Source organism: Chitinophaga sp. 9-1-y, assembly GCF_059511905.2.
The window spans coordinates 5970052-5983505 of record NZ_CM197955.1 but is presented as its reverse complement, the minus strand read 5'-3'; the positions used below and the strand labels follow the sequence as shown (position 1 = coordinate 5983505).

Genomic DNA, 13454 nt, shown 5'->3' with positions numbered 1-13454 from the left:
ATTATTCCCTGAGCTCTTTAAGTTGGCAAAAATACACTACCGTTCAAATATAATGAACAGTTTTTAAAAGGATAGAACGCCGGGTGCCAGTGAAAGATTGCCCTGTAAGCCACCCGTATGTACCAGTAATACACGGCTGTTCTCCGGAAAATAGCCCTGCTGCACTAAATCACGGAAAGCCATCCCCAGTTTACCAGTATAAATAATATCCGTGGGAATGCCCGTGGCCGCATAAAAGGTATTGATAAAATCTATAAGTGCAGGCGTTTGCTTTGCGTAGCCACCTCCGTGATGATCATGTAGTAATTCCCAGTGGGTAGTAATACCGGGGTGTAGCAGGTCGCGGACTTCCTGTTCCAGGTAATGTGCCCCTTTTAAAACGGGGATGCCAATTACCTGCTGATGTGGTGATGCGCTGTTGATAAGGCCAGCCAGTGTAGTGCCGGTACCTACCGCACAGAGGATATGTGTAAAATGAGTAGTAGGGAAGACAGACAATATTTCTTCGCAGCCTTTGGCGCCCAGGGCATTGTGTCCGCCTTCCGGTACTACGAGGTATTGCGGATACCGGGCGGCCCATTGTGCCTTTATGGCGGAGTTGCGATAGGCTTCGCGGGTAACGAATAACAGTTCCATGCCCAGGTTGGCAGCTGTTTGGAGCGTATGATTCAACCGTGCTGCATTTTCTTCTCCCCGGATAATCCCGGTACAAGCCAGCCCTGCTTCTTTACAGGCCATAGCAGTGGCGGCAATGTGATTGGAGTAGGCACCCCCATAAGTAAGCAGGCCGGGATGGCCTTGTGCCATGGCTTCCCTTATATTCTCCTTTAGCTTAAACCATTTGTTACCGGATATCTCCGGATGAATCTTGTCCAAACGCAGCATGGCTGCCTGAATAGAAGCAGGCAGCCATGCGGTATGAAAGGAATCAAGTGTAATGGAATGGTAACGGAGCATTATTCATTCGTTAAAAAGCCACCCTGGCCTCTGTACAGCTTCACTGGCTTATCCAGCTTCACTTTCAGGACGGTGATGTATTTATCTTGTCCGGTGGCGGGTACATCAATGAATACCAGTCCGGGTACCGCACTCCAGGAGATTTTACCCACTACCTTGTGTTGCAGTGGTTGTCCGCTGCCCAACATGGTAATGCTTTCAATTTTATTGGACAGCCCTTTTACCATTACCTGGCCGCTGGTTTTAGCAGGGAGGAACAGGTAGAGGGTGGTAGAATCTTTGGAAAGGGTAGTAGGGCCATAGAAGTGTCCCTGTGGAATGCCCGCAATGGTATTGAAGATGGCTTCGCCATTGCGTTGGTTCCAGGCACCCAGTTCTTTCAGCATGGTTACTTCCTCTTCCGGGATGGTACCGTCAGCCTTGGGACCGATGTCTAGCAGGAGATTACCGCCGTTGCTGACAGCATCTACGAAGATGGTAATGATCTCGAACGGTGTTTTCCAGTTTTTGTCCTGTGGCTGCCATCCCCAGTTGTTGTTGATCGTCATGCAAAGCTCCCACCAGTGGAACTTCGGACGGGATACCGGGAAGTTTTGCTCAGGGGTTTCATAATCGCCATATCCCTGCAAACGTCCGTTGATAATGGTGTTGGGGTTATGGGTTGTCAGCATGGTACGCATTTTTTGTGCTTCCCATTCATCGGCAGAATGTTCCCAATCGCCGTCAAACCACCACAGATCGGGGTTGAATTGGTTCATGACTTCTGCCATCTGCCCTTCATAATATTTCAGAAAGCGCTGCCATCTTTCCGGTTGTGCTTTGAGCTCATAGCGGTTGCTGTCTTTCAAAAACTGCGGATAATCTTTATGACTCCAGTCAATCAAAGAAAAATAGGCACCACATTTGATGCTATCGCGCCGCAAAGCCGCATAGAAGGGCGTTAGCACGTCTCTTTTGGCGGGTGTACTGTTAGCAACATCCAGTTTACTGAATTTGCTGTCCCATAAAGCCACACCGTCGTGGTGTTTGGTGGTCATTACCGCATAGCGGGCGCCGGATTCCTTAATCAGGTCGGCCCATGCTTGTGGATCATAATTACTTGCAGTAAAGCCTTTCAGCTGCTGCATGTAATCAGGATAGGAGATTTTTTTGTTGTGGAATGACCAGGATTCATCGATCCCGTTGACAGAATAAATGCCCCAGTGGATGAATATGCCCAATTTCGCATCGGCAAACCACTGCATTTTTTTGCTAATTTCTTCTGGATTCGTTTTCTGTTGCGCACGTGTGTTAGTAAAAAACAACGTCGCAAAGGCTCCCAGCACTAAAAATCTCTTCATTGTTCCGTTTAATTAATCTTTAAAAAAGGTGTTCTCCACAAAAAGAAAGTGTGAAAATAGTTTTAATGATTAAATTTAACGCCGATATTTTTAGTAGATAATTGTAATTATAAAACTAATATCAACAAAATGCAACCGACTTTATTGATTTTGGCGGCCGGGATGGCCAGTCGTTATGGCAGTTTAAAGCAAATCCAGGAATTTGGCCCCAGCGGTGAAACTATCATTGATTACTCTATTTACGACGCTATCAGCGCCGGTTTTGGAAAAATAGTGTTCATCATCCGCGAGAATTTTGCAGCGGAGTTCAAAGAAATCTTTGAACCTAAGCTCAAAGGCCGCGTGGCTGTTGATTATGTATACCAGGAAATGAATGCATTTGTAGGGGACCATGCGGTTCCTGCCGACAGGACCAAGCCCTGGGGCACCGCCCATGCGATCCTTTGCGCTAAAAGCGCTATCAATGAGCCCTTTGCGGTAATTAACGCGGATGACTTCTATGGTACCGATTCTTTCGTGAAAATGGCAGCATTCCTGAATAATGACTGCAAACCAGATGTTTACAGCGTAGTAGGCTATGAGCTGGGCAAAACGGTGAGTGAACATGGTTCTGTATCCCGTGGTGTATGCGAAGTGAATACGGCGGGTAATCTGGCGGCCATTAATGAAAGAACAAAAATATACCCGGAAAATGGCCAGATCGTTTACGAAGAAGCCGATGGCAGCAAGCACCCATTGCCTGCTAACACACCGGTATCTATGAACTTCTGGGGATTCCATCCGAGTGTATTTGACCTGAGTCAAACCCTTTTCAACGAGTTCCTGGATAAAAACCTCAGCAACCCTAAATCTGAATTCTTTATTCCGATTGTAGCTGATGAATTTATCCGCCGTGGTAAAGGGGAAGTAAAAGTACTGCCTACCAGCGCTAAATGGTTTGGCGTTACTTACAAAGAAGATGCACCTGGCGTGCAGGCCAGCCTGTCAGCGCTGGTTGCCAATGGAGAATATCCAGACAATTTATGGAAATAAAGCCAAACACGAAGATCCTTCAGGCTTTCGGACTTGAGCCTGAAGGATTAAATGTCCGAAAATTTGGATCAGGACACATCAACAACACTTTTTTGCTGGAAAAAAAGCAGGACGGCAGTAGATACGTTTTACAAAAAATCAATGTAAACGTATTTAAGGAACCAGGAGTAATCGCCGCCAACCAAAGAATGGCAGCAGATTATCTGGCAGCACATCATCCCGGCTATCTGTTTATTACGCCGATCCCCACGGTTAACGGGGAAGAGCTCTTTGTAATTGACAATGAATACTGGAGAATGATCCCTTTTATTGCGGATTCCGTAACGGTAGATCAGGCCGACAACCCAAAGCAGGCGTATGAAGCAGCCAGACAGTTTGGCCGCCTCGCCAGTTACCTTTCGGGAATTGACCTGAAGCCGTTTAAAGCTTCTATTCCAAACTTTCACAACCTGACCTTACGGTACAGCGCCTTCCAGGATGCTATCCGTACAGCAAAGGAAGACAGGAAAGCTGCAGCAGAAGAGATGATTGAAGAATTCCTCCGCTATTCAGACATCGCTGTAACGTATGAACAACTGAAAACAAATCCCGAATTCAGGGACCATCTGATGCACCACGATACCAAAATCAATAACGTATTGCTGAACAAGGATACTTATGAAGGTATATGTGTTTGCGACCTGGATACCCTGATGCCCGGAAAAATCATCTCAGATCTCGGCGACATGGTACGCACCTATGTTTGCCCCGTTTCTGAAGAAGAAAAAGATTTCAGCCAGATCGTTATCCGCGATGAATACTACGAAGCCCTCATGCAGGGGTATCTCGCAGAGATTGGCGGTACTTTAACCAAAGTAGAAAAAGAACAACTGTTCTTTGCCGGGAAGTTCATGATCTACATGCAGGGAATCAGGTTCCTCACCGACTACCTTAACGGTGACGTATACTATCCCATCAAGTACCCAACTCACAACTACAACCGTGCTAAAAACCAATTGGTACTTTTGCAACGGCTAATGGAAAAAGAAACGGTGCTGCAGGAAATTATCGACAAATGCCTGCTCATCAGCGTACCAAGTGAACAGTAAATGAAATCATTTTTTAGAACGTGAACAGTAAATGAAATGAAATCATTTGATCCCGGTGCTTCCCTGCACCGGGATTTTTTTTGCCTGTTCCCTAACCTGCCCGGTGAAATATCAATGTATCACCCATACGCCACTGCACACTGTCCATACTAACCTCATAGGACATTTTAAAAGTGGCAGGCGACAACTTCCGGTAAATAAATTGCTGATAAACTTTTTTATGGTCCGGGTACACTTGTGTGCTCACCAATACCAGGGCATCGTTGGAGGTATAGTGCCCGGTGAATTGCCGGTGCCCGCCAAAGTTATCGAAGATATAAGCAAGCAAGGTACTGTCGTTTCCCACACCCCATAAGGCATGTGCCTTATATACGTTGGGAGCTACATCCACATGATCATATTGCAACCAGCTACTATCCAGCGATAAGGTAAAAGTAGCTGTCGCTGCGATGGGTTTACCATTTGCGAAGGTGCCTGCTCCCTTCCACTGGCCGGCAAAAAACTGTAAAAGATGGGATGGCAGCCTGGGTGGAGCTTGCTGGGCCGCACTGTGGAGAGATAGTCCCAGGCCCAGTAACACAAGGATAGGTTTCATAATGATGTGTTTAATAACAATGATATGTCAATGTAAGCTATTTTTTCCCTCCCGTGGTTCCTGCAAACCCATCGCATTTCCCTCAGAAATTGGCTGATCCGCGTCTTTTGTACACAAAATCAGTAGATTAATTTATAATGATCTGTTGAATTGTTTAGAAATACCGCAACTATTGATCTCTTTTTTTAAATATTTTCAAAAACACTTAATGTGATTAATTTTTTACGAAATATTGGGGAGGATATTGTTTTTTATTTTTTTCACGAATACTTTTGTAGAAACACTAAAGAAAATAAGTCCTCCCATGTGGGTAAATAAAGACAACATAAAACTTAATCACATCGTACCTCAGCTCAACTGGGCTATCACGAAGGTCGTGATTATCGTCGTTGTCATTATTAGCCACCAGTATGGAGGATAGGTAAACGTGCATATAATCACAAAATATAACGCCTTCCTCCGCAAAGAGGAAGGCTTTTTTTTGGACTGTATATTCCTTGTATAATTTCAATTTTATGTATAGCTATTACAACGACAACACCTTTCTTTACATCAACGGTGAGTACACCAAAGCAAACGCAGCAACGACTGACCTGTATGGCCAATCGCTCCACTACGGTTATGCAGTATTTGAAGGCATCCGCGCCTACAAAACAGCCAGTGGTGAAGTAAAAATCTTCAAAGCAAAAGAACACTTTGATCGCCTGAAGCGCTCTTGTGAACTGATCCACATCCCGTACAAATTTGATAACGAAGCGCTGATCGCCGCCTGTTACAAAGTGCTGGAGATGAACAACATGGAAGAAGCCTACATCAGACCCCTCGTTTTCTGTCCGCCTAACATGACACTGAAAGCCGCATCGGAATCTCAAATCCTGATCTGCGCATGGGAATGGGGAGCTTACCTGGGAGAAAAGCTGTTACGCGTAATGACTTCCTCTTACGAACGACCTAATCCCAAAGCGTTCAAGATAGAATCAAAATCAGCTGGTCTTTATGTAAACTCCATACTGGCCTCGCAGGAAGCAAAAGAAAAAGGATACGATGAAGCACTGTTGCTGGATATGAATGGATACGTTGCAGAAGGCCCCGGTGCTAACATCTTCTTTGAAAAAGACGGCAAAATCTACACTCCTCCTGCCGGTAACATCCTCCCAGGCATCACCCGCGCCACTGTTATCGAGCTTTGCCACGAACTGAATATCCCACTGGAAGAAAAATTATTCACCATTGCAGAACTGAAAGAAGCGGAAGCTGCCTTCTTCTGCGGTACCGCTGCAGAAGTGATCGGTCTCGATTCCCTCGATGGTCAGTCTTTCGGTAAACCATGGGCACAATCTCTCGGCAAACTGCTGCAACAAGCATACAAAGCCAGGGTATTGGAAAAAGAATTTCAACGCGAAGCCCAGCTAGCGTAAAGCATAAAGCGCAAAGCAAAAAGCTATTGAAGCGAGTGCTCTTAGCATAAAGTCTTAAGAGGCTGCATATTACACAATAGCTTTTTGCTTTCTGCCTTCAGCTTTCCGCTTTAAAACAAACAGTCTTCCGCATCAACCAAACGCTTTTTGCCCCCGGCTTTCTGCTTTCAGCCCTTTGAAGACTGTAAATCGAAAAACTTACAATCCTTTCCCATAAAGGGTTTGAGCGCTGAAAACGCAGATTTGAAGACCGGTAAATTGGAAATTGTTGGTTTGAATTTGAAGACACGACCCGGTAATTTAGTGGAGAAGTTTTAAAATAGGGTTACTATAAACAAATGGTAAACTCAGGTAATAACTACAAGCAATGGAATTAAATAAGTATAGCAAAACGATCACACAAGATCCTACACAACCTGCCGCACAAGCGCAGTTGTATGGAATTGGATTGACAGAGGAAGACCTGAAAAAAGCACAGGTAGGCATCGTCAGCATGGGCTACGATGGTAACACCTGCAATATGCACCTGAATGATCTGGCACAGGACGTGAAAAAAGGCGTCTGGGCAACTGATCTGGTCGGACTTATTTTCCATACCATTGGGGTCAGTGATGGTATGAGCAACGGTACCCCAGGTATGCGTTATTCGCTCGTTAGCCGTGATCTGATTGCTGATTCCATTGAAACAGTAGCCGGCGCTCAATATTACGATGCGCTCATTACCGTACCTGGCTGCGATAAAAATATGCCTGGTTCCCTGATGGCCATGGGTCGCCTCAATCGCCCATCTATCATGGTATACGGCGGAACAATCGCACCCGGAAAATACAAAGGCCAGGATCTCAACATCATCTCCGCGTTTGAAGCATTAGGTCAGAAAATGGCCGGCAAACTGGATGAAGGCGATTTCAAAGGCATCGTTCAAAATTCCTGCCCCGGTGCAGGTGCCTGTGGTGGTATGTATACCGCTAATACCATGTCTTCCGCTATCGAAGCACTCGGTATGAGCCTGCCCTACAGTTCCTCTAACCCCGCGTTGAGCAAGGAGAAAAAGGAAGAATGCCTCGCTGCAGGTAAATACATCCGCCTGCTCCTCGAAAAAGATATTAAACCAAGAGACATCATGACGAAAGAGGCATTCGAAAATGCACTCACCATCATCATGGCTTTAGGTGGCAGTACCAATGCTGTACTGCATTTCATCGCCATTGCAAAATCAGTTGGCGTTCCTATCAGACTGGAAGATTTCCAACGTATCAGCGACAAAACACCGCTGATCGCCGACCTCAAACCAAGTGGTAAATACCTGATGGAAGACCTGCACAACATCGGCGGCGTTCCTTTGGTGATGAAATACCTCCTGAAGAAAGGTTATATACACGGTCACTGTATGACAGTTACCGGTAAAACAATTGCAGAGAACCTGGAAGACGTAGCAGACATAGATTTCGACACACAAGACATCATTGTTCCGCTCGAAAATCCACTGAAACAAACTGCGCACATACAAATCCTCTACGGTAACCTCGCTACTGAAGGTTCCGTAGCTAAAATCACCGGTAAAGAAGGCGAACGCTTCAGAGGCCCGGCCCGCGTATTTGACGGCGAATTTGAACTGATTGCCGGCATTACTTCCGGTAAAGTGAAATCCGGTGATGTGGTAGTAATTCGCCAGGTTGGTCCTAAAGGTGCACCCGGTATGCCTGAAATGCTGAAACCCACCAGCGCCATCATGGGCGTAGGATTGGGCAAAAGCGTGGCACTGATCACCGATGGCCGCTTCTCTGGTGGTACCCACGGATTTGTAGTAGGTCATATTACCCCCGAAGCTTTTGAAGGTGGTAACATCGCCCTGGTAAAAGACGACGATATCATCGAAATAGATGCAACGAAGAATTATATCAATGTAGAGATCAGTGATGAAGAGCTGGCAGCCCGCAGGGCACAGTGGATACAGCCTGCATTGAAAGCATCCAATGGAATCTTATTTAAGTACGCAAAACTTGTAAAAAATGCAGCAGAAGGATGTGTTACAGATGAAGCCTGAGATAGCAGATGAGCAGTTAACTGCAAAACCTGTGATTACAGGGTCTGAAGCCGTGATCCGCTCCCTTATAGAAGAAGGAGTAGACACCATCTTCGGCTATCCCGGCGGGGCGATCATGCCTATTTATGATGCCCTCTACGATTTTCAGGATCAGGTTCGTCATATACTCGTCCGCCATGAGCAGGGTGCTACACACGCTGCTCAGGGATATGCGCGCAGTTCTGGCAAAGTAGGAGTGGCTTTCGCTACTTCTGGTCCCGGCGCTACCAACCTGGTAACAGGTTTGGCAGATGCATATATGGATAGTACCCCAATGGTATGCGTAACCGGCCAGGTGGCCGCTTCCTTACTGGGTACAGACGCTTTCCAGGAAACCGACGTGATTGGTATCACCATGCCTATCACTAAATGGAACATACAGGTAACCCGTCCGGAAGATATTCCTGCCGCCATGGCAAAAGCATTTTATATCGCCCGTAGCGGCCGCCCAGGCCCGGTACTGGTGGATATTACCAAAAATGCACAATTCGGCGAGTTTGAATATGCCTATAAAAAATGCGAATATATCCGTAGCTACCGCCCCGTTCCTGAATTAAACCAGGACGCTGTCACCGCAGCAGCAGCACTGATCAACAGCGCAAAGAAACCATTCATTCTCTGTGGTCACGGGGTATTATTATCCGGCGCAGAAAAAGAATTGATTGCACTGGCAGAAAAAGCACAGATCCCCGTGGGATCCACCCTGCTGGGCCTTTCCGCTGTACCGGTAGATCACCCGCTGTATGTAGGTTTGCTGGGTATGCACGGCAACTACGGTCCTAACATGCTCACCGGTGAAGCCGATGTTGTGATTGCCGTAGGGATGCGCTTCGACGACCGCGTAACCGGTGATGTAGGAAGCTATGTGCCTAACGCCAAAGTAATCCACATCGAAATCGATGCGGCCGAAATTCATAAAATCATCAAAGCGGATGTACCTGTGCACGCAGATGCCAAAGAAGCACTGGAAGCATTGCTGCCGCAGGTAAACCCTGCGGATCACGGTACATGGCTGCAGGAATTCCGCGATGCCGATAAAAAAGAATACGATAAAGTTCAACACGCTGAACTGTACCCAACGGAAGGTGAACTGAAAATGGCAGAAGTAATTCGCCTCATCTCAGAAAAAACCAACCGCGAAGCAGTATTGGTAACCGACGTAGGCCAGCACCAGATGGTAGCTTCCCGCTACTATCGCTTCAAGAACCCTAATACCAACATCACCTCCGGTGGTATGGGTACCATGGGCTTCTCCCTGCCAGCGGCAATGGGCGCCAAAACAGGTACGCCTGAGAAAGAAGTCGTAGCCATCATCGGCGACGGTTGCTTCCAGATGACCTTACAGGAACTGGGCACTATCCACCAATCACAGATCGGCGTGAAAATAGTGATCCTGAACAACAACTTCCTGGGAATGGTAAGGCAATGGCAGCAGCTGTTTTTCGACAAACGCTATTCCTCTACTGAAATGGTCAATCCCGACTTTGTACAGATTGCCAAAGGATTTTATATCCCTGGTCAAAAAGTAACTACGAGGGAAAATATATCTGCCGCTATCGACGAAATGCTGGCACACAAAGGTGCTTATCTGCTCGAAGTAGTAGTGGAAAAAGAAGATAACGTATTCCCTATGGTGCCTGCCGGCGCTCCTGTTAGCAGCATCCGGTTAGAGTAGTTCCCCGGAGGAAGGATTCATATTGATCATTTGTAATTCACAACAGGTATATGCAAAAAGAATATACAGTAACGGTATATACGGAAGATCGTATAGGTATAACCAACCGTATCACCATTATATTTACCCGACGGGGCATCAATATCACCAGCTTAACCACTGCTGAAACAGAAATTCCCGGCGTATATAAATTCATCATAACGGTGATGTCTACACGTGAGAAGCTGGATAAAGTAGTAGGCCAGATAGAAAGACTCATCGAAATACACCGCGCCTTCGTTCACGAGGAAGATGAAGTGGTGTACCAGGAACTGGCATTGTACAAGATCTCTACCAAATCTTTACATACCGGCGATATAGAAAAACTGATCCGCGAAAATAACGCGCGTATCCTGACTATCACCGCCGATTATTTTGTTATTGAAAAAACAGGTCACCAGGAAGAGTTAACAGATTTCATCAAGAAACTGGAACCATATGGCTTGATCGAGTATTCAAAAAGTGGACGGGTAGCCATTGTAAAATGGAGCCGTCGTTTCCACGAACACCTGAAAGAACTGCAGCAATCCGAAAGTATCAAACAAAAGGCAGAAAGCATTCACTAACAGGTAGCACGCGAGATGCAAACAGCATAAATTATAAATCATTATTCATTCAATCAATCCTCAGCTAATAGCTAACCGCTAATAGCTAACAGCTAAAAAAAACTACACATGGCAACCATCAATTTTGGAGGGGTACTCGAACAAGTAGTAACCAGAGAAGAATTCCCTATGGAAAAAGCAAGGGAAGTGCTGAAGAACGAAGTGATTGCAGTAATTGGCTACGGCGTTCAAGGTCCTGGTCAGGCACTGAACCTGAAAGACAATGGCTTTAACGTTATCGTAGGTCAACGCAAAAACTCTGCAACCTGGGATAAAGCAGTAGCTGATGGCTGGGTTCCTGGTGAAACTTTATTCGATATCGAAGAAGCCGCTCAGAAAGGTACTATCATCCAGTTCCTGTTATCTGATGCCGGTCAAATCACCCTGTGGCCTACCTTAAAGCAACACCTGACTCCTGGTAAAGCATTATACTTCTCCCATGGTTTCGGTATTACCTATAAAGAACAAACTGGTATTATTCCTCCGGCTGACGTAGATGTAATCCTGGTAGCACCAAAAGGTTCCGGTACTTCTCTCCGTCGCCTGTTCCTGGCTGGTCAGGGTCTGAACTCCAGCTTCGCTATCTTCCAGGATGCTACTGGCCGCGCTAAAGAACGCGTAGTAGCACTGGGTATCGGCGTTGGTTCCGGTTACCTGTTTGAAACAGATTTCAAAAAAGAAGTATTCTCCGACCTCACCGGCGAACGTGGTTCACTGATGGGTTGTATCCAGGGTATCTTCGCTGCTCAGTACGAAACACTGCGCAAAAATGGTCACTCTCCTTCTGAAGCATTCAACGAAACAGTAGAAGAACTGACACAATCCCTCATGCCACTGGTAGCAGAAAACGGTATGGACTGGATGTATGCTAACTGCTCTACTACTGCTCAGCGCGGTGCGCTCGACTGGTGGAAGAAATTCAAAACAGCTACCCAGCCAGTATTCGATGAACTGTACGCCAGCGTTGCTGCAGGTAAAGAAGCAGCCCGTTCTATCGCTTCCAACAGCACTCCTGACTATCGTGAAAAACTGAACGAAGAACTGAGAGAACTGCGCGAAAGCGAAATGTGGCAGGCTGGTGCGGCTGTACGTAAGCTGCGTCCTAACAACGCGTAATAGCTAATATTATAAATTACAATGGCAAAGCATTTTCGAATTATTGAAATTATTGGTGCTGGTATTTAGTACAGAAGATTACATTTCTTTCTGATACTGAGTACAGGTTCCATGATTTCGATAATACCGAAGATGCTTTGCCGTTTGTATTAATTACATTTTATGTCTGAAGTAATGAGTAGTGTCAATTCTCTGAATATCCTCGACGCCGCGGTGAAGCTGAAGTCGGTGGTCACGCGTACCCCGCTCATGTATAGCGCCAATCTCTCCCGGCGTTATAACTGTGATGTATATCTGAAAAGAGAGGACATGCAGATTGTACGCTCTTATAAATTAAGAGGCGCCTACAACCTGATCAGCAGCCTCCCCGCCGATATCCTCGCTAAAGGAGTTACCTGCGCCAGCGCTGGTAACCATGCCCAGGGCTTCGCCTACGCCTGTAAAGCCATGAACATTAAAGGCGTGGTATTTATGCCCGTTATTACACCGAAACAAAAAGTTAACCAGGTAAATATGTTCGGCGGCGATAATATCGAAATCTGCCTCGTAGGGGATACTTTCGACGACTGCTCCGCCGAAGCACAGGCTTTTACCAAAGCCAATGGCATGACCTTCATTCCTCCTTTCGATAATCCCAAAATTATAGAAGGACAAGGCACCGTAGCCGTGGAAATACTGGAAGACCAAACTGGTATCGACTACCTCTTTGTGCCCGTTGGCGGCGGCGGACTGGCAGCCGGCTTAGGCACTTACTTTAAAACCTATAGCCCTAAAACCCGCATCATTGGCGTTGAACCGGAAGGCGCTCCCTCTATGCTCCGCGCCCTGGAAAACGGCGGCCCCGTTACCCTCGACGAAATTGAACGCTTTGTAGATGGTGCCGCCGTGAAAAGAGTAGGTACACTCAACTACGATATCTGTAAAGATGTACTGGAAAAAATGCACCTCGTGCCGGAAGGAAAAGTATGCTCTACCATCCTGCGCTTATACAACGAAGACGCCATCGTGGTAGAACCCGCCGGCGCCCTGTCTATCGCAGCACTGGACGATTTCGCAGCAGAAATAAAAGGAAAGAAAGTAGTGTGCGTAATCAGCGGTAGCAATAATGATATTGACCGCATGCAGGAAATAAAAGAACGCTCCCTGCTCTACGAAGGACTAAAGCACTACTTTATTGTACGCTTTGCCCAACGCCCGGGTGCCCTGAAAGAATTCCTGAATCATATCCTCGGCCCCAACGACGATATCACCCGCTTTGAATACATACAAAAGCATAATAAAGAAATTGGGCCTGCACTGGTAGGAATAGAACTGAAGTACCGTGAAGATTATGATACACTAATGGCTAATTTCAAAAAGTATAACTTCCAGGTAACAGAGCTGAATAAAAATGATAGCCTCTTCGGATACCTGGTGTAAAGCGGAGTTTGTCTTTGTACAGGATTAGACTGATTATATTGATTTTTATTTTTTATGATTGTGGAAGATAAAAAAAAGGGAGAT

11 protein-coding genes are annotated in these 13454 nt (G+C 46.2%); 8 read left to right on the top strand and 3 right to left on the bottom strand.

Going from position 1 to position 13454, the window contains the following annotated elements:
• Window positions 1-63: 63 nt before the first annotated feature.
• Complete coding sequence (locus tag AC5ZC7_RS23515; protein WP_496158591.1) at window positions 64-957, bottom strand: pyridoxal-phosphate dependent enzyme; 894 nt, start codon at window positions 955-957, stop codon at window positions 64-66.
• Window positions 957-2297, bottom strand: coding sequence for an alpha-L-fucosidase (locus tag AC5ZC7_RS23510; RefSeq protein ID WP_496158592.1), 1341 nt, complete (start codon window positions 2295-2297; stop codon window positions 957-959). The genes AC5ZC7_RS23515 and AC5ZC7_RS23510 overlap by 1 nt, the downstream gene beginning before the upstream one ends.
• A 129-nt stretch (window positions 2298-2426) precedes the next feature.
• Here AC5ZC7_RS23510 and AC5ZC7_RS23505 point away from each other — a divergent pair, with 129 nt between their 5' ends.
• Window positions 2427-3329: a sugar phosphate nucleotidyltransferase gene (locus AC5ZC7_RS23505; protein WP_496158593.1), complete on the top strand. Its 903-nt coding sequence runs from the start codon at window positions 2427-2429 to the stop codon at window positions 3327-3329.
• A complete protein-coding gene (locus tag AC5ZC7_RS23500) occupies window positions 3320-4417 on the top strand; it encodes a phosphotransferase (protein WP_496158594.1) in 1098 nt (365 codons plus the stop codon). The genes AC5ZC7_RS23505 and AC5ZC7_RS23500 overlap by 10 nt, the downstream gene beginning before the upstream one ends.
• Before the next feature lie 91 nt (window positions 4418-4508).
• Here AC5ZC7_RS23500 and AC5ZC7_RS23495 read toward each other — a convergent pair whose 3' ends face one another.
• Window positions 4509-5012, bottom strand: a complete 504-nt coding sequence (locus tag AC5ZC7_RS23495) for a hypothetical protein (protein ID WP_496158595.1) — start codon at window positions 5010-5012, stop codon at window positions 4509-4511.
• Window positions 5013-5527: 515 nt separating this feature from the next.
• On the opposite strand from AC5ZC7_RS23495, the gene AC5ZC7_RS23490 reads away from it, so the two are divergent.
• The 6 genes from AC5ZC7_RS23490 to ilvA all read left to right on the top strand — a co-directional run bounded on the left by AC5ZC7_RS23490 (window position 5528) and on the right by ilvA (window position 13370).
• Window positions 5528-6430, top strand: coding sequence for a branched-chain amino acid transaminase (locus AC5ZC7_RS23490; RefSeq protein WP_496158596.1), 903 nt, complete (start codon window positions 5528-5530; stop codon window positions 6428-6430).
• Window positions 6431-6797: 367 nt separating this feature from the next.
• Complete coding sequence (gene ilvD, locus AC5ZC7_RS23485) at window positions 6798-8477, top strand: dihydroxy-acid dehydratase (protein WP_496158597.1); 1680 nt, start codon at window positions 6798-6800, stop codon at window positions 8475-8477.
• The gene (ilvB, locus tag AC5ZC7_RS23480; protein ID WP_496158598.1) at window positions 8443-10191 is read left to right on the top strand and encodes a biosynthetic-type acetolactate synthase large subunit; all 1749 of its coding nucleotides are present in this window, start codon (window positions 8443-8445) and stop codon (window positions 10189-10191) included. The genes ilvD and ilvB overlap by 35 nt, the downstream gene beginning before the upstream one ends.
• Before the next feature lie 50 nt (window positions 10192-10241).
• On the top strand, window positions 10242-10796 hold the full coding sequence (gene ilvN / locus AC5ZC7_RS23475; RefSeq protein WP_496158599.1) for an acetolactate synthase small subunit: 555 nt from the start codon (window positions 10242-10244) through the stop codon (window positions 10794-10796).
• A 108-nt stretch (window positions 10797-10904) separates the two neighbouring features.
• A complete protein-coding gene (gene ilvC / locus AC5ZC7_RS23470) occupies window positions 10905-11951 on the top strand; it encodes a ketol-acid reductoisomerase (protein WP_496158600.1) in 1047 nt (348 codons plus the stop codon).
• Between the two features lie 162 nt (window positions 11952-12113).
• Complete coding sequence (gene ilvA, locus AC5ZC7_RS23465) at window positions 12114-13370, top strand: threonine ammonia-lyase IlvA (protein ID WP_496158601.1); 1257 nt, start codon at window positions 12114-12116, stop codon at window positions 13368-13370.
• The last annotated feature ends 84 nt before the right edge of the window (window positions 13371-13454 follow it).